This window comes from Acidovorax sp. NPDC077693 (assembly GCF_044542805.1).
In the GTDB taxonomy this organism is placed as follows: domain Bacteria; phylum Pseudomonadota; class Gammaproteobacteria; order Burkholderiales; family Burkholderiaceae_C; genus Acidovorax.
This window is the reverse complement of sequence record NZ_JBITVD010000002.1, coordinates 227,333-243,760: the sequence shown is the minus strand read 5'-3', so window position 1 is coordinate 243,760 and position 16,428 is coordinate 227,333. Positions and strand designations below refer to the sequence as shown.

Sequence of the window (16,428 nt, the reverse complement as noted above, 5' to 3'; positions counted from 1 at the left end):
CAGTGCTTCTTCCCCGATTTCTCTTTCTTCTTTTTCTTCTTCTCGATTTTCAAAGGAGTCTCCATGTTCAAGAAAACCCTGCTCGCCGTCGCCCTGTCCGGCATCGCCCTGTCTGCCACCGCCCACCAGCTGTGGCTGGAGCGCGATGCCACCGGCCCGGTGCGTGTGTACGTGGGCGATGCCGACAGCGAGCACGACAAGGGCGCCGAAGTGGCCAAGCTGGCCGCCACCACCCAGGTCTTCACCACCGACCGCCAGCAGACGGCCAAGCTCACCGCCAAGGAGGAATTCCTGGAGGCCGACGTGGCCGCTGCCGGCGACGTGCGCCTGTCCAACGACCAGGTCTGGAAGCCCTGGAAGGCCAAGGACGGCAGCTTCCAGGCCGCCGTGTTCAACGCGCGCGCCGGCCGCAGCGAGACGCAGGCCGTGCTCGACTACGAACTGGTGCCCGTCACGGCGGGTGGCAACACCTTCACGCTGGTGTTCAAGGGCCAGCCCGTGGTGAACAAGACCGTCACGGTGATCACGCCCGACAAGTGGACCAAGGGCTTCAAGACCGATGCCGCCGGCCGCATCGACGTGCCGGTGAACGGCAAGGGCCGCTACGTGCTCGTCAGCACCCACGAGGCACCTGCCGTGGGCGATGTGGTCATTGCCGGCCAGAAGGTCGCCAAGCTGGGCTACACGACCACGCTGACCTTCGTCGCGCAGTAAGCCGCCATGGCCACCGCACACGCAGGCTCTGCCGCGCGCTACCGCCTGATGGTGGCCAGCCGCGCCCTGGCGGCGGCCCTGGGCGGCTATGCGCTGGCGTCGCTGTTCACCGCGGTGCTGGCCGTGGGGCTGCCCCGCGCGTTGGACACCAGCCGCGCCAGCGCGCTGCTCACGGCCACCCTGCTCAGCTTTGCGGTGTATGCGGCGGCGGTGATCTGGGCCTTCAGCGCACGCAGTGCACTGCGCGCCTGGATGGGCCTGGCCGTGCCGTCGGCCGTGCTGGCCGCTGCGCTGTGGGCGCTGAAGGCGGGCGCATGACGGCGGCGATCTGGGCCGCACCGCTGGCCGCGCTCACGCTGTCGTTCAGCGGCATGGCGGGCCTGGCGCTGGCCCTGGACCGCCACCACGAACAGGTCACCGGCCGCGCCGAGGTGCCGCGCACACGGCGCCGGGTGCTGCGCTGGGCGGGCAGCCTGCTGCTGGCGCTGTCCCTGGCCGCCAGCATCGGGGCCTGGGGCGCCACCGTGGGGCTGACCGCCTGGTGCGGCCTTCTCACGGCGGGCGGCCTGCTGGTGGGTGTCCTGCTGACCTACGCGCCGCACCTGGCGGTGCGGGTGTCGGCGGCCACGGTGCTGGTGGCGGGCGTGTGCCTTGTGGGGTCCGCTGGCGGGCTGTAGGCACCGGCGGCGCCGCTTGGGGGGCGTCGGCAAAAAAAGTCCCGAACAGCGTGCCCTTTTTTCCGTCTCGTTGGTCATAGGCAGTAGGTGCAGTGCGCGGGCCCTGCAGCCTGCGCCGTTGGCGGCCTGCGTTTTTTTATCTTCGTTTTTCGAACCAGCCATGTCTTCACTCTTTGCCTCACCTTCCGCCGCCGCCGGTGCCTTGCTTGCGCTGGCCGCCTGCGCCTGGGCGGGCCATGCCCATGCCGACTATGTGTGGCTGCAGCGCGATGGGGCCCAGGCCCGCGCCTACGCCGGCGAGCTGCCCCGCCGCAGCGCGGCGCTGCCGCCCCTCCAGGCGCCGCGCGCCTACCTGGCCGACGGCAAGGACCTGCCCGTGGCGCCGCAGGCCGGCCACATCGACATCACCGCGCCGGGCGGGGACGACCTGCGCCTGAGCACCTTGCACATCACCGGCCACGGCGCGGTCACCTACTACCAGGCTCGCACCGGCCGCACCGAGACCCGCGCCGCCAACGACCTGGAGCTGGTGCCCACCACGCCGGGCGGCAACACCTTCAAGCTGGTGTGGAAGGGGCAGACCGTGGCGGCGTCGCAAGTGAATGTGGACACCAGCGCCGGCTGGCGCCGCACGCTGGCCCCGGCGGCCGACGGCACGGTGCAGCTGGAGACGCCGTTCCCCGGCCTCTACGTGCTGGAGGTGAGCGCCAAGGTCAACGGCTCCGTCACCGTGGACGGCAAGAAATACGACGACGTGCGCCACACCGCCACGCTCAGCTTCGAGGTGCCCCGCTGATGGCCCCGACCCCACCCCATACACACACCGCACGCACTGCACGCACTGCACGCACGGCCCGCCGCGTGGGCGCCCTGGTGGTGCTGGCGGGTGCCATCGCCGCCGGCGCCTGGTGGTGGACGCGGCAGCCCGCCATGGTCTACGACACCGTGCCCGTGGCGCGCGGCGACATCGAGGCCACGGTCAGCGCCATCGGCACGCTGCAGCCGCGCCGCTATGTGGACGTGGGCGCGCAGGTGTCGGGGCAGATAACGCGCCTGCACGTGCAGCCCGGCACCGAGGTCAAGAAGGGCCAGCTGCTGGTGGAGATAGACCCCAGCGTGCAGCAGGCCACGGTGGACGGCGCGCGCGCCGCGCTGGCCGGCCTGCGCGCGCAGCTGGCCGAGCAGCAGGCCCAGCACCGCCTGGCCCAGCAGCAGCAGGCCCGCCAGCAGCAGATGGAGCGCGAAGGCGCCACGCGGCTCGAAGACCTGCAGACGGCTGAGGCCGCGCTCGCATCGGCCGCGGCGCGCATCGACCACCTGAAGGCACAGATCGACCAGACCCAGGCGAGCCTGAAGGCCGATGAGGCGCGCCTTGGTTACACCCGCATCTACGCGCCCATGGCCGGCACCGTGGTGGCGCTGGAAGCGCGCGAGGGCCAGACCCTGAACGCCACCTACCAGACGCCCAACATCCTGCGCGTGGCGGACCTGTCGACCATGACCGTGTGGACCGAAGTCTCCGAGGCCGACATCCGCCGCGTGCAGGCGGGCCTGCCGGTGTACTTCACCACGCTGGGCGGGCAGGCCGACGCCGCCGCGCGCCGCTGGCGCAGCACCGTGCGCCAGGTGCTGCCCGCGCCGCCCACGCCCGAGGCCAAGGCCGCGGGCGGCGCCAACGCACAGGCCGCCGCGAGCAAGGCCGTGTCGTACACCGTGCTGTTCGACGTCGACAACGCGGACGGCGAGCTGATGCCGCAGATGACCGCGCAGACGAGCTTCGTCACCGCGCAGGCGCAGGGCGTGATCGCCGTGCCGCTGTCGGCACTGGCCAGTCCGGCCAGCCCTGCCAGCCCGGCCGGCGGCAAGGCGGCGGGTGGCAAGGCAGCTGATGCGGAGGGTGACGGTGACAGCGCTGGTGCCGGCGCTGGCGAGAAGGCCGCCGCGGCCACCCACAGCGCCCGCGTGCTGCGCGCCGATGGCGTGGTGGAGCAGCGCGCCGTCGTCGTCGCCGTGAAAAGCCGCCACCTGGCCGAGGTGCGCTCGGGCCTGCAGGAGGGCGAGCAGCTGGTGACCGGCGAGCGCCCTGCGCGCAGCGGCCCGCAAAGGTTCAAGCTGTGACCGCAGGCAACGGCATCCAACACGACACCCTGCACAGCGTCTTGCATGACGCCCCGGGTGTGCCGCTGATCGAGCTGCGCGGCGTGCGCCGTCGCTACGGCGGTGGCGAGCAGCCCGAGGTGGAGGTGCTGCGTGGCATCTCGCTGTCGATCCATGCGGGCGAATTCGTCGCCATCGTGGGCGCGTCGGGCTCGGGCAAGTCCACGCTGATGAACCTGCTCGGCTGCCTGGACAAGCCCAGCAGCGGCAGCTACCGCTTCCAGGGCGAAGACGTGGCGGGCTTCGACGCCGACCAGCTGGCCTGGCTGCGGCGCGAGGCCTTCGGCTTCGTCTTTCAGGGCTACCACCTGATCCGCGCCGAGTCGGCGTGCGAGAACGTCGAGGTGCCCGCCATCTACGCCGGCACCCCGCGCGAGGAGCGCACCCGCCGCGCAGCCGCACTGCTGTCGCGCCTGGGCCTGGCCGACAAGCTGCACCACCGGCCCACGCAGCTGTCGGGCGGGCAGCAGCAGCGCGTGTCGATTGCGCGGGCGCTGATGAACGGCGGCCGCATCATCCTGGCCGACGAGCCCACCGGCGCGCTGGACACCCACAGCGGCGCCGAGGTGATGGCGCTGCTGCACGAGCTGGCCGATGCGGGCCACACCATCGTGCTCATCACCCACGACCGCGAAGTGGCCGCCCAGGCGCGCCGCGTGATCGAGATCCGTGACGGCGAGATCGTGGCGGACAGCGGTGCGGTCGTGGCAGGGGCGTTGGAAGAAAAAAATGCCTCTACCGCGCAACCAGCAAGCGCAAGCAGCTATAAAAATGGTAGCAAGCGTTCTGGCCGCGTCTTCTGGGCCGAACTGGCCGAGGCCGCCCGCTCGGCCTGGCGCGGCATGCGCATCAACCGCGCGCGCACCGGGCTCACGCTGCTGGGCATCGTGATCGGCGTGGCGTCGGTCATCGTGATGATGGGCGTGGGCGAGGGCGCCAAGCAGCGCGTGGTGGAGCAGATGGGCTCCATGGGCACCACCATCATGTACCTGGGCGCCAGCCACCCGCGCGAGGGTGGGCCGCAGGGCGAGATCACCGCAGAGGACCTGGAGGCCATCGCCCGCCTGCCCGAGATCGGCCACGTGATGCCCGTCATCGGCGACCCCATCCCCGTGCGCCATGGCAATGTCGAGCGGCAGATCTACGTGTTCGCCGCCAGCGAGGACATGCCCCGCGTGCACCACTGGAAGGTGGCCCAGGGCCGCTACTACAGCGCGGCCGAAGACCGCGACCTGGCGCCGCTGGTGGTGCTGGGGCACAAGGCCAGCGCGCAGTTCTTTCCGGACCACCCGAACCCGCTGGGCCGCCACCTGCTGATCGGCAACGCGCCGTTCGAGGTGATCGGCGTGATGGCCGAGCGCGGCGCCGACTCGGGCGCGCAGAACTACGACGACATGGTGTTCATCCCCTACCAGTCGGGCCGCGCGCGCGTGTACCGCGTGCAGACCCAGCCCGACTACACCGTGGTCGCTGCCGCGTCGGTGGAGCAGGTACAGGCGGCCGAGAAGGCCATGCACGCGCTGCTGCTGTCGCGCCACGGGCGCGAGGACTTTCGCATCGGCAACGCGGCGGCCAAGCTGCAGGCCGAGGCGCAGACGCGCAACGCCATGACCATGATGCTGGGCCTGATCGCGGCCGTGTCGCTGGTGGTGGGCGGCATCGGCGTGATGAACGTGATGCTGATGACGGTGCGCGAGCGCACGCGCGAGATCGGCATCCGCATGGCCACCGGCGCGCGGCAGGGCGACATCCTGCGCCAGTTCCTCACCGAGGCCGTGCTCGTCACGCTGGTGGGCGGCGCGGCGGGCCTGGCCATCGGCCTGGCCGTAGGCGCGGTGCTCATCGTGTCGGGCGTGCCCGTGATCTTCTCGCTCACCGCCATGGGCGGTGCCTTTGCCTGCGCCGTGGCCACGGGCCTGGTGTTCGGCTACATGCCCGCCCGCCGCGCCGCCGGGCTCGACCCCGTGGTGGCCCTGGCTTCCGAATGATTGTGATGGTTGGTATGCGCACTTGTATTGCTTCTGTGTCCTGTCTTGCCGCCGGCGTGCTGCTGCTCGGCGGCTGCGCCGCGGTGCAGCCGCTGCCCGAAGATGCCGCTGCCGCACCCGCCTTGCCCGTGCAGTGGGCCAGCCCGCTGCCGCCTACGCAGGGGGTGGCGACGGGTGTCTCCGTGCTCGGCGTCGCAGAGCTCGACGCGCTCATCCACGCCGCCCACGCGCAGAGCCCGGACCTCGCCGCCGCCATCGCGCGGGTGCAGCAGGCCGATGCCGTGGCGCGGGCCGCCGGCGCCAGCCTGCTGCCCGCCGTGACCGGCACGCTCGACGCCCGCCGCCAGGCCCGTGCCGGCGGGCAGGCCGAGGTGGCCGGCAACCAGATCGGCGCTGCGCTGGTCGCCAGCTACGAGCTCGATGCCTGGGGCCGCCTGGGTGCCGAGCGTGCCAGTGCCCAGGCCCTGCGCACCGCCAGCGTGCACGACCGCGGCGCGGTGCAGATCACGCTGACGGCGGCGGTGGCGCAGGCCTGGCTGCAACTGGTGGGCGGGCGCGAGCGCCTGGCGATTGCCGAGCTGAACCTGCACAGCGCCGAGCGCGTGCTGGCCGTGGTCGCGTCGCGCGCGCGCGCCGGGGCCGCCACGCAGCTCGAGCTGGCGCAGCAGCGCGGCCTGGTGGCCACGCAGCGGCAGGTGCTGGAGGCACGGCGCCAGCAGGTGTCGGGCGCTCACACGGCGCTGGCCGCGCTGCTGGGCCAGGCGCAGTGGCCGGTGGTGCAGGCCAGCGCATTGCCCGCCACGCAGGTGCTGGCGCCCGCTGCCGGGTCGCCCGCCGACCTGCTGGTGCGGCGGCCCGACATTGCGCGGGCCGAGGCGCGGCTTTTTGCCGCCCACGCCGACGTGGCCGCAGCCCGCGCGGCGCTGCTGCCGAGCATCAGCCTGACTGCCAGCCTGGGCACCGGGGGCAGCAACCTGCCCCGCGTGTTCGACAACCCGCTCTACAGCCTGGCCGCCGCGCTGGCCGCGCCCATCTTCGACGGCGGGCGCCTGGCTGCCGACCGCGATGCGGCCCAGGCGCGGCAGGCCGAGCTGCTGGCGCAGTACCGCGCCAGCATCGTGGCGGCCGTGAGCGATGTGGAACAAGCCCTGCAGGCGGTGGCGGGCACGCAGGCCCAGCGCACCGCGCAGGCGCAGGTGGTGCAGCAGGCGCAGCAGGCGGCCACGCTGGCGCAGTCGCGCTACCGCGCCGGGGCCGAGACGCTGCTCACGCTGCTGGATGCACAGCGCACCCTGTACGCCGCGCAGGACATGGCGGCCCAGCTGCACCAGGCCGAATGGCAGGCGCAGGTGGCTCTGTACCGCGCACTGGGCGGGGGCTGGCAGCCCGATGTTGACGCTGTCGCGCACAGCGTGGCCGCCATGGCCACCGTGGTGCAGCCATGAGGGTAGCCACCGACGAGCCGGTGACCATGCCGCAGCGCCTGCGCACCGCGGGCCTGCGCCCCACCACGGCGCGCATCGGCGTGCTGCAGGTGATCCACTCCGCGGGCAGCGCGGGCATCGGCGCGGACGAGGCGTTTCACCAGATGCTGCTGCGCGGCACGCACGTGAGCACCAGCACGGTGTACCGCATCATCCATGAGCTGCAGACCCTGGGCGTGCTGCTGCACGACCGCAGCGACCGGCGCCACACCGTGTACCGCCTGCGGCCCCATGCGCCGCCGCCGTCGGCCGACGTGCGCATGGCCTGCCGCCGGTGCGAGCGCTCGGCCACGCTGCCCGGCGCACAGCTGCGCAACGAGCTGGAGCTGCGCGCGGCCGAAGTGGGCCTGCGGCCGCTGGTGGCGGGCTTGGTGCTGCAGGTGGACTGCCTGGGCTGCGACGGCGCCACGGGGCACTGCCAGCCCAACTAAAACCCCAGGCCCGCACAAAGAAAAAGGACCAGACGCCCGGAGGCATCTGGTCCTTGTCGCTGGGGAGCGCGGGCTGATTGATCAGGCCGTTGCGTCCTTGAGCTTCTTCAGCGCGCGGGTCTTGATCTTGACCGATGCGGGCTTGGCGGGGAACCAGCGCTCTTCACCGGTGAAGGGGTCCTTGCCGAAGCGCTTCTTCTTGGCCGCGACTTGCTGCAGGCCGATCTTCAGCACGCCTGGCAGCGTGAATTCGCCGGAGCCCTTCTTGTGCACGGAGCCCAGGATGGCGGCTTCGAGTGCTGCCAGCACGGCCTTGGTGGCCTTGGGTTCCACGCCCGATTGCTCGGCCAGGTGGGCGACCAGCGTGGTCTTGTTGAACGCTGCCTTGATGGGCTTGAGCGCTGCCGGCACGGCGGCGGCCTTGGCGGCAGGAGCCTTCTTGGCAGGGGCTGCCTTGGTCGCAGGGGCTGCGGCCTTCTTGGCGGGAGCCGCCTTCTTGGCTGCAGGAGCCGCGGCCTTGACGACGGCCTTCTTTGCAGGAGCAGCGGGGGTTTTTTTCGCAGTTGCCATGATGATTTTGTTGTTTCAGAGTTTCGAGACGTCCCTGTTCAATTTTTTGAGGGGACGCGCGATTTTAGGTGCGTATGCGCAACGCGCCAGCATATGGAAGACCCGCAGAGGTTTGAGGATTCTTGCAGCAGCGTTCGCGCAGCGCTGTGCGGGGGCGCGTCAAGCGCTGGCGCGGCCCGCGCGGCATGCGCGGGCAGGGCCTGTTCATGGCGCCGCAGAGGGCCTGCGCAGGGCGCGCTGCGGCGGCTGGGGATTAACGCAGCAGGCGCGCGTCCGATGTGTGGTGCCTGTCGCGCCACAGCTGGTAGCGCGATCGCTGCAGCGCCAGCAGCTCCACCAGGCCCCACGCAAATGCGCAGCCCAGCGTGCCGCACAGCACCGCGAGGCGGTAGGCCTCAGTCTTGCGACGGGAGCGGCGCGTCGTCATGGAACCATCCGTCCGTGCGGGGCAGGTCAAAGCGCACCCAGCCTTGATCGAAGAGCTCATCCAGCAGCCGCTGCAGTCCGAGAATTTTCCAGAGCATGGTGTACCTCCACCCGTTGACTGCGGCCACGTTAGCCCGCCAATGTGACGGTTTGGCGTCACCGGGGTGAATAGCAACAGCCGCCCGCATGGGGCTATCGCGGGGCCGGGCGCCCGCTTAAGCTCGCCGGCTGGTGCGCGCCCCACGGGCCGCCATTCACCGGAAAAACATGCTGTCCGAGCTGCTGGCACTGGAAAAGATCATCGAGCAGGGCGCTGCGCACCTGGACGTGCGGGTGGTGCGCCAGGTGCAGGTGCCTGCCGGGCCCAGCCTTCCCATCTACGCCATCGGCATCGGCAACGACGCGCCCGATGTTCCGGCGGTGGGCTTCTTCGGTGGCGTGCACGGCCTGGAGCGCATCGGCACCGAGGTGGTGATGGCCTACCTGCAAAGCGTGGTGATGCGGCTGCGCTGGGACGCCACGCTGCACCGGCAGCTCGAGCAGGTGCGGCTGGTGTTCATGCCCATCGTCAACCCGGGCGGCATGTGGTCGTCCACCCGCGCCAACCCGCGCGGCGTGGATTTGATGCGCAACGCGCCGGTCGAGGCCATGGACCGCGTGCCGCTGTGGGTGGGCGGCCAGCGCCTGAGCGCGGGCCTGCCGTGGTTTCGGGGCCGTGCGGGCGAGCCCATGGAAGAAGAGGCCCAGGCCTTGTGCGAGGTGGTGGAGGCCGAGCTGCTGCCGCGCAGCTTCAGCCTGGCGCTGGACTGCCACTCGGGCTTTGGCGTGCAGGACCGGCTGTGGTTTCCGTTCGCCCACACGCGCAAGCCCATCCCGCACCTGGCCGAGCTGCATGCGCTGCAGGAGATCTTTTTGCAGGCCCACAGCCACCACCCGTACGTGATCGAGCCGCAGAGCGCGCAGTACCTGACGCACGGCGACCTGTGGGACCACCTGTACCTGCAGGCCTGCCGCAACGTGCCGACCCACACCTTCTTGCCGCTGACGCTGGAGATGGGCTCGTGGCTGTGGATCAAGAAGAACCCGCGCCAGCTGTTCTCGCGCTGGGGCATCTTCAACCCGCTGATCGACCACCGCCAGCAGCGCGTGCTGCGCCGGCACATGCTGCTGCTGGACTTTCTGTCGCGCGCCGCGTGCAGCCACGCGCGCTGGGCCCCCGCGCCCGAGCAGCGCGCGCAGCGGCGGGCGGATGCGCTGGCGGCCTGGTATTGATGCGGTAGCCGCTGTGCCGCAGACTGTTGGTTGAAAGGGACGGATGCCCACCTGGATCTTCCTGCGCGGCCTCACGCGCGAGTCAGCGCACTGGGGCAGCTTTGTGGCCGACTTCGAGCGGGCGCTGCCAGGCCATGCCGTGACCGCGCTGGACCTGCCGGGCAATGGCGCCCTGCACCGGCAGCCATCGCCCACCACGGTGGCGGGCATGGTGGCCGCATGCCGCGCCGGGCTGGCACGCCGGGGCGTGGCGCCGCCGTACCACCTGCTGGCCATGTCGCTGGGTGCCATGGTGGCCACCGAATGGGCCCGGGTGGCGCCGCACGAGGTGGCGGGCTGCGTGCTCATCAACACCAGCTTCCAGCCCTTCAGCGCCTTCTACCAGCGGCTGCGGCCGCGCAACTACGCGGCGCTGCTGGGGCTGGTGCTGCGGCCCCGGTCACCCGAGCAGATGGAGCACACGGTGCTGCGCCTGACCAGCCGCCGCGTGGCAGACCATGGCGCTGCCGTTGCCGAGTGGGCGCGCGTGCGGCGGGCGCGGCCCGTGTCGCCGGCCAACGCGCTGCGCCAGCTGGCCGCTGCAGCCCGCTACCGCGCGCCGGTGGCCGCGCCGCTGCAGCGCGTGCTGATGCTCGCCAGCCAGCGCGACGGGCTGGTGGATGTGCGGTGCTCCATCGCCATCGCGCAGGCCTGGCAGGTACCTTTGCGGCTGCACCCCGGTGCGGGGCACGACCTGCCGCTGGATGACGGAGCCTGGGTGGTGGAGCAGGTCAGGGCCTGGGTGGCCGACGTGGGTGGTGATGGCAGTGCGCCAGGCAGTGCACAAAGCAGTGCCGAGGCGTGCACGGACACCTCGGGGCCTGGTTGAACCGCCCGCCTCCCGCCGCGCCGGGCGGCGGCACAGGGGGGCTATTCGGAAGCCGGGGTGGCGGTGGCGCCTGCCGTGGCGGGAGCCAGGCCGCCCTGGGCCACCAGCTCCTGGTACCACTGCGCATAGCCTGCGCTGCTGGGGTGCAGGCCGTCGGCGGCGTTCAGCTCGTCGCTGCGCAGCACGAAGGGGTCTTCATCGCGCGGGCGCAGCAGGCGCACGTAGCGCACCTGGTTGGCCGCGGCCACTTCCTGCACCATGGCGTGCAGCCGCTCGGACCGGCTGGACATGGCCCACGACAGCGGCGGTACGAAAAACGGCGCATGGCCCACATTGCCGCAGGGCATCAGCACCACGGTGCGGCCCTTTTCGCGCGCCAGCGCCACGGTCTGCTCCAGGTTGGCGCGCAGTGTCTTCTGGGTGGTGAGGCGGATCACATCGTTGCCGCCGGCCAGCACCAGCACCATGTCGTAGCCCGCCTCGGCGCCCTGCAGCTGCTTCGCCACGTCGCCGAACTTGGCGCCGTTGGCGGCCAGGTTGTCGATGCGCCACTGCGGGTGGGCCTTGCCGATCAGGCCCGCCAGGCTGTCGGCGGGGCTGCTGGCCCCGGTGCCCAGGGCCGTGCTGTCGCCCACGACCAGCAGCCGCTGGCTGGGCTGCGCGGGTTGCGCGGTGTAGGGCTGGGCCTGCTTGGCCAGGTCCACCGATGTGAATATGCGCCACGGCGCGCAGGCCGACACCAGCAAGGCGCCGCCGATGGCGGCCGCAGTGACCAGGGCCAGGCGGCGGGTGCGGGAGGGGTGGCGGTGGGCGTGGTGTGGCATGGTGGCGCAGGCAGGGCGTTGGGTATGCAGCCAGCGTATCGCCGCGATACCGCCGGGTAAGTCGGCGACGCGCCGCGGCCCGCGTAGGACAGCGCACCCCTGGGCGCTATCTGTGCCCACCCGCCAGCGTTGTTCTCCACCGCAGCGCGGGCAGCGGGCGGGTGACACGGGTCGCTGCCTGCCGCTACCGCTGACCGTTACCGCCGCAAACCTACTGCTTGAAGACCACCGCGTCCAGGTCCATCGCGCGGATGGATTCGGCCGCGGCGGCCGCCTGCGCCCGGCTGTCGTACGGGCCCACCCGCACGCGGATGCGGCGGCCCTTGGCGTTGTTCAGCTCCTGCCGGAAGGCGGGCAGCCCTTCGTTGAGCAGCCGCGCCTGCGTCTTGCGCGCGTTGGCCTCTTCGGCGAACAGGCCCACGTTGATGTAGTAACCCGCCGCGCTGCCCACGGTGGCAAGCGGTGCGCTGGCGGCCTCGGAGGCCGCTGCGGCGGCGCCGGATGCGGCAGCCGCAGGCTTGGCGCCGCCAGCCTTTGCGGTGCGGGTGGCGCGCTCGGGGGCTGGCGCCGGCTTGCTGGCGGCCTTGGCCGCAGCCTTGGCGGTTGCAGCGTCTGCCTTGCTGGCCGGGGCTGCGGGCGCTGGGGCGGGTTTGGAGGCAGGTGCAGGTTTCGGTGCGGGTGCGTCGGCCTTGGCGGCGGCGGTCGTAGCGGCTGTGGCGGCGGCAGTGGCCTGGGCTTGGTCGCTCCTGGCAGGCGCTGATGCTGGCGCGGGCGAAGCCGCAGGGGCGCTGGCCTTGTCGTTGGCGGGTTTGTTTGCAGTGGGCGCCGCTGGCGTGGCAGGGGCTGCCGGCGCGGTGGCTGGTGGCTGTGCCTTGGCGGCGGGCGCTGCTGGTACCGGCGCGGTTGCCGGCATGGATGCGGGAGCGGGTGCCGGGGCCGTCGCCGCAGGTGCACCGCTGGCGGTGGCCATGGCGGCGGCAGGCGTGGGCGCGGGTGTCGCGGGTGCTGGCTCGGCCGCCGGGGGCTGGGCCGCCGCCTGGGCAGACGCCGCAGATGCCGCAGCGGCCGCTGCCGATGACGCCTGGGCCACGGTCACGGCCGGCGTCATCGACGTGTCGGCCTCGTTGTGAAACCCTGCCCCGGGCAGCGTCAGGTACGCCGCCACCGCGATGATGGCCAGAGCCACATTGACGCCCACGATGGCCTGCAGGCGCTTGCGGCTGCTGGCCCGCTGCTGCAGCAGCGCGCAGGCCTCGGGCACGGTGCGCGACGCGGCCAGCGCGCGCGAGATGCGCCGGCGCACGTCGGCGTGCAGGATGGCGTTGCCATACAGGCCCGGCACCGTGAACGCCAGCATGGCAAACGCGGCCAGCACGCCCAGCTCCACGCCCTGCGGCCAGTTCAAGAACTGGCGGCCCAGCGCAAACACCAGCAGCGCCAGGCCCTCGGCCACGGCCACATAGGCCAGCGCGCCGCTCCACACCTGGCGGAACACCATCCAGTTCAAGGTGCACAAGCTGGCTGCCCAGTTCCAGGTGGTGGTGGTGCGGCCCGCGGTGTCAAAGCGGGCGAAGACGGGAAGGTAGTAGTCGGTGTTGACCGGCCCCAGCGCCACGCGGTACAGCGCCGTCATGGCGTTGTCGGACGGCGAGTCCAGCGACATGGCGGGGATGAGGGAGTCTGCAAAGTCCGTGGTGGCGCGCATGCCTGATTCTGTCATGCACTGGCGCGCATTCACCGCGTGTTGCGGGCGCGCAGCGCCTGCGCGGTACCAGGGCGGCGCCCGCGGTGGGGGCTGGCAGCGCTGCGGCAGCAGGCCTGCAGGGGTGGCACTGCCGCAGGATTGGATAAAAAATGGCCGCTACCGCTTTCTGGGTAAGCGCAAGCAGCTATAAAAATAGGAGCGGCGTGCCGCAGCCGCTCTGCCCCCGCCTCAGCCGCCCCGCACCATCGCCATGATCTTGCCAGCATCCAGCGTGGCCGCCTTTTGCTGGATCTGCGGCAGGTACTGCGACTGCATCTGCTTGGCCGGGCCCAGCAGGTTCTGAAAACTGTCGCGCAGCATGGCGGTGCTCATCACCCGGCCGCCCGCGTAGTAGCGCTTGGCCACCTGGCCCAGTGCATACGTGGTGGCAAAAGAAAACGCCATGCCGGTGGCCGCGCTGCCCACGCCCCCGATGGTGCGGCCCGCCACCTTGCCCAGCAGGCCGCCCAGCAGCTTGCGGCCAAACTGCTCCAGGTACTGCGACGTCATGCCCACGCCCGCGGCGGCGATGAACTCCTTGATGTGACCCTGGTCCAGCTCCACGCCGTGCGCCTTGCCGATGCCGTAGACCATCTTCACCTGCATCGGGATGATGGCCATTGACGCCCACGACTGCGGCAGCAGCTCCAGCGCGCCGTTGAGCATCGCGTAGTTCAGGATGGACTTGTCCAGCTCGGCGTCGCCCGGGCCTGCGGGCACGGCCACCGGCACGGGCATGGATGCAGGCGACGAGGACGACGAAGAAGAAGGAGAAGAATGAGCTGATGCAGCGGCTGCGTAGGCCGCAGCACCGGTGGCCGCCGCACCCGCCACGCCCCAGGGCACGGCAGAAGGCGGCGCCTTTTCGGCCACGTCCACCAGCGCATCGGCCTCATGCTCGAAGGCGGCGGTCTGCTGCGCCCCCAACTGCAGCGCAGACTTGAGCGTGGCCAGGAACTGCGCCTCCGCAGGCGTCTGGCGCCCATCCACATCGCACACGCACACTGCCATCTCGTAGGCCAGCTGGCGGTGGCCGGGGTCGGTCAGCGCGGCGGCGGCGGCCTGCACCGTGGTGCGCTTGAGCAGCACGTCCTGGTAAATGCGCGGCAGGTCGGCCATGCCGCTGTCGCCTGCCAGGGACTGGGCGATGCGGCGGATCTCTTCACGCTCGGCGTCGTCCTTGGTGCCGTCCGCAAACGCGGCCAGCAAGGCGATGGTGAGGATGGATTTTTGCTGTTCTGGAGTCATGCGGTGCGGGCCTGCAAGGCCGTGAAATGAAGGGGCTGACACGCTGCCTGTGCCAGAAGGCAGTGTGGCGGCGTGCGGTGTGAGGACAGGTGCAGTCTAGGGCGCGCGCTTTCAACGCCACGGCTTGTGGGGAATTGCAGGCATCTGGTAACCAGGTGCATCGTGGCACCGACTGCCGGCCTTGCGCTGCCCACCCGGGTTTCCCCTTGCGTAGTTGATCGGCTGTGCGTCCGGGCGCGGCTTGCGTACAGTGGCTGTCTCAATGCAAGGAGGCAAGGCATGCGGCAAGCGGCGACGACCAGCAGGGCAAGCAATACCAGCGTTACGGGCAGTACGGGCAGTAAGGGCAGCACCAGCAGGGCAGGCACCACCACCCCCAGCGCGCGGGGCGCCACCCGATGAACATCGCCCACCTGCTGCGCCGCAGCGCGCAACTGCACGCCCACCAGCCCGCCGTGCTGCACGGCGACCAAGTGCTCTTCGACTACCAAACGCTGGGCGCACGCACCGCCGCGCTGGCCGCCAGCTTGCGCGCACGCTACGGCGTGCTGCCCGGCGACCGCGTGGCCATCTACGCCGCCAACGCGCCCGAGTACCTGGAGGCGCTGCACGCCATCGTGTGGGCCGGCGCCGTGCACGTGCCCGTCAACTACAAGCTGCACGCCAAAGAGCTGGCCTACGTGCTGGCCGACTCCGGTGCGCGCGTGGCGCTGGTGTCCGAGGCCCTGCACCCCGCCGCGCGCGAGGCCGGCGCAGACCCTGCAGCCACACTGCTGCTGGGCTCTGCCGACTACCAGCAGGCCGTGCAACAGCACGGTGCGCCCATGCCCGTGCACGACCGTGCCCCGGACGACATCGCATCGCTGTTCTACACATCGGGCACCACCGGCCGGCCCAAGGGCGTGATGCAGACCCACCGCAACCTGCTGGCCATGACGGCCTGCTACTTCACCGACGTGGACGACGTGCTGCCCGGCGACGCCATGGTCTACGCCGCGCCCATGTCGCACGGTGCGGGCTTGTACAACTACGCCCAGGTGCTGCGCGGCGGGCGGCACGTGGTGCCCGTGTCCGGCGGCTTCGACCCCGCCGAGCTGGTGCAGTTGGCCGCATCGGTGGGCCAACTCACCCTGTTTGCCGCGCCCACCATGGTGCACCGCCTGGTGGACCACGTGCGCGCCACCGGTGCCGACGTGTCGGGCTTCAAAACGATTGTCTACGGCGGCGGCCCCATGTATGCCGACGACCTGCGCACCGCCATGGCCGTGATGGGCAACGACCGCTTCGTGCAGATCTACGGCCAGGGCGAAAGCCCCATGACCATCACCGCGCTGTCACGCGCGCACCTGGCCGACACCACGCACCCCCGCTGGGCCGACCGCATGGCCTCGGTCGGCGTGGCGCAGTCGCTGGTGGAGGTGCGCGTGGTCGACGCCCAAGGCCAGCCCATGCCCGTCGGCGACACCGGCGAGGTGCTGGTGCGCGGCGACACCGTCATGCCCGGCTACTGGAACAACCCCGACGCGACGGCCCGCACGCTGCAGGCCGGCTGGCTGCACACGGGCGATGTGGGTGTGCTGGACGCCGATGGCTTCCTGACCCTGAAGGACCGGTCGAAGGACGTGATCATCTCCGGCGGCAGCAACATCTACCCGCGCGAGGTGGAAGAGGTTTTGCTGCTGCACCCCCAGGTCCGCGAGGTGGCCGTGGTGGGGCAGCGGGATGCCGAGTGGGGCGAGGTGGTGGTGGCCTACCTGGTGGCGGGTGAGGGCGGGCCGGTGGAGGATGCGGTGCTGGACGCGCTGTGCGGGGAGCACATCGCGCGGTTCAAGCGGCCGAAGGTGTATCGGTGGGTGGAAGGGTTGCCGAAGAACAGCTACGGCAAGGTGTTGAAGACGGAACTGCGCGGGTAGACGCGTCGCATGCGGTGGCAATGAAGCACCGGTTCATCGCTGCTATCCATGCGCCTATTCAGCCACACATGCGCCACTCGTGAGCGGGTTCCGTTGCGGTCCTACAAGCGGT

Annotated in this window: 17 protein-coding genes; 11 read left to right on the top strand and 6 right to left on the bottom strand. The window is 71.2% G+C overall.

All coding sequences use genetic code 11. The features are described 5' to 3' along the window. The first annotated feature begins 63 nt into the window (after positions 1 to 63). The 8 genes from ACIGHN_RS03225 (at position 64) to ACIGHN_RS03190 (ending at position 7,451) form a co-directional block, all read left to right on the top strand. A complete protein-coding gene (locus ACIGHN_RS03225; RefSeq protein ID WP_396503242.1) occupies positions 64 to 714 on the top strand; it encodes a nickel uptake transporter family protein in 651 nt (216 codons plus the stop codon). Positions 715 to 720: 6 nt separating this feature from the next. Beyond that, positions 721 to 1,032 carry a DUF3649 domain-containing protein gene (locus ACIGHN_RS03220; RefSeq protein ID WP_396503241.1) on the top strand — a complete coding sequence of 104 codons (312 nt, stop codon included), beginning with the start codon at positions 721 to 723 and terminating at the stop codon, positions 1,030 to 1,032. Next, entirely contained in the window at positions 1,029 to 1,391 is a 363-nt protein-coding gene (locus ACIGHN_RS03215) for a DUF3325 domain-containing protein (RefSeq protein ID WP_396503240.1), read from the top strand. The genes ACIGHN_RS03220 and ACIGHN_RS03215 overlap by 4 nt, the downstream gene beginning before the upstream one ends. Before the next feature lie 160 nt (positions 1,392 to 1,551). Then, positions 1,552 to 2,187 carry a hypothetical protein gene (locus ACIGHN_RS03210; RefSeq protein ID WP_396503239.1) on the top strand — a complete coding sequence of 212 codons (636 nt, stop codon included), beginning with the start codon at positions 1,552 to 1,554 and terminating at the stop codon, positions 2,185 to 2,187. Then, positions 2,187 to 3,509 (top strand): efflux RND transporter periplasmic adaptor subunit, encoded by a 1,323-nt coding sequence (locus tag ACIGHN_RS03205; protein WP_396503238.1) that lies wholly within the window; start codon positions 2,187 to 2,189, stop codon positions 3,507 to 3,509. Before ACIGHN_RS03210 ends, ACIGHN_RS03205 begins: the two co-directional genes overlap by 1 nt. A gap of 59 nt (positions 3,510 to 3,568) precedes the next feature. Continuing rightward, positions 3,569 to 5,536: a MacB family efflux pump subunit gene (locus ACIGHN_RS03200; protein WP_396503368.1), complete on the top strand. Its 1,968-nt coding sequence runs from the start codon at positions 3,569 to 3,571 to the stop codon at positions 5,534 to 5,536. 35 nt (positions 5,537 to 5,571) lie between these two features. Then, positions 5,572 to 6,981 (top strand): efflux transporter outer membrane subunit, encoded by a 1,410-nt coding sequence (locus ACIGHN_RS03195; RefSeq protein ID WP_396503237.1) that lies wholly within the window; start codon positions 5,572 to 5,574, stop codon positions 6,979 to 6,981. Continuing rightward, on the top strand, positions 6,978 to 7,451 hold the full coding sequence (locus ACIGHN_RS03190) for a transcriptional repressor (protein ID WP_396503236.1): 474 nt from the start codon (positions 6,978 to 6,980) through the stop codon (positions 7,449 to 7,451). Before ACIGHN_RS03195 ends, ACIGHN_RS03190 begins: the two co-directional genes overlap by 4 nt. A gap of 81 nt (positions 7,452 to 7,532) precedes the next feature. On the opposite strand, the gene ACIGHN_RS03185 is transcribed toward ACIGHN_RS03190, so the two are convergent. The 3 genes from ACIGHN_RS03185 to ACIGHN_RS03175 form a co-directional block, all read right to left on the bottom strand. Beyond that, on the bottom strand, positions 7,533 to 8,021 hold the full coding sequence (locus ACIGHN_RS03185; RefSeq protein ID WP_056417487.1) for an HU family DNA-binding protein: 489 nt from the start codon (positions 8,019 to 8,021) through the stop codon (positions 7,533 to 7,535). A gap of 253 nt (positions 8,022 to 8,274) precedes the next feature. Then, on the bottom strand, positions 8,275 to 8,448 hold the full coding sequence (locus ACIGHN_RS03180) for a hypothetical protein (RefSeq protein ID WP_200912430.1): 174 nt from the start codon (positions 8,446 to 8,448) through the stop codon (positions 8,275 to 8,277). Next, positions 8,417 to 8,545: a hypothetical protein gene (locus ACIGHN_RS03175; RefSeq protein ID WP_255593410.1), complete on the bottom strand. Its 129-nt coding sequence runs from the start codon at positions 8,543 to 8,545 to the stop codon at positions 8,417 to 8,419. The genes ACIGHN_RS03180 and ACIGHN_RS03175 overlap by 32 nt, the downstream gene beginning before the upstream one ends. Before the next feature lie 169 nt (positions 8,546 to 8,714). Between ACIGHN_RS03175 and ACIGHN_RS03170 the strand changes: the two genes are divergently transcribed. Together ACIGHN_RS03170 and ACIGHN_RS03165 are read left to right on the top strand one after the other, a co-directional pair. Then, positions 8,715 to 9,719: a M14 family zinc carboxypeptidase gene (locus ACIGHN_RS03170; protein ID WP_396503235.1), complete on the top strand. Its 1,005-nt coding sequence runs from the start codon at positions 8,715 to 8,717 to the stop codon at positions 9,717 to 9,719. Positions 9,720 to 9,762: 43 nt separating this feature from the next. Continuing rightward, positions 9,763 to 10,587 (top strand): alpha/beta fold hydrolase, encoded by an 825-nt coding sequence (locus ACIGHN_RS03165; RefSeq protein WP_396503234.1) that lies wholly within the window; start codon positions 9,763 to 9,765, stop codon positions 10,585 to 10,587. 41 nt (positions 10,588 to 10,628) lie between these two features. On the opposite strand, the gene ACIGHN_RS03160 is transcribed toward ACIGHN_RS03165, so the two are convergent. From ACIGHN_RS03160 to ACIGHN_RS03150, 3 genes are all read right to left on the bottom strand, one after another. After that, positions 10,629 to 11,411 (bottom strand): SGNH/GDSL hydrolase family protein, encoded by a 783-nt coding sequence (locus ACIGHN_RS03160; RefSeq protein ID WP_396503233.1) that lies wholly within the window; start codon positions 11,409 to 11,411, stop codon positions 10,629 to 10,631. A gap of 211 nt (positions 11,412 to 11,622) precedes the next feature. Next, positions 11,623 to 13,116 carry an SPOR domain-containing protein gene (locus ACIGHN_RS03155; protein WP_396503232.1) on the bottom strand — a complete coding sequence of 498 codons (1,494 nt, stop codon included), beginning with the start codon at positions 13,114 to 13,116 and terminating at the stop codon, positions 11,623 to 11,625. A gap of 228 nt (positions 13,117 to 13,344) precedes the next feature. Next, positions 13,345 to 14,403, bottom strand: coding sequence for a DUF533 domain-containing protein (locus tag ACIGHN_RS03150; protein WP_396503231.1), 1,059 nt, complete (start codon positions 14,401 to 14,403; stop codon positions 13,345 to 13,347). A 398-nt stretch (positions 14,404 to 14,801) separates the two neighbouring features. Here ACIGHN_RS03150 and ACIGHN_RS03145 point away from each other — a divergent pair, with 398 nt between their 5' ends. Further along, on the top strand, positions 14,802 to 16,316 hold the full coding sequence (locus ACIGHN_RS03145; RefSeq protein WP_396503230.1) for an AMP-binding protein: 1,515 nt from the start codon (positions 14,802 to 14,804) through the stop codon (positions 16,314 to 16,316). Positions 16,317 to 16,428: the final 112 nt, after the last annotated feature.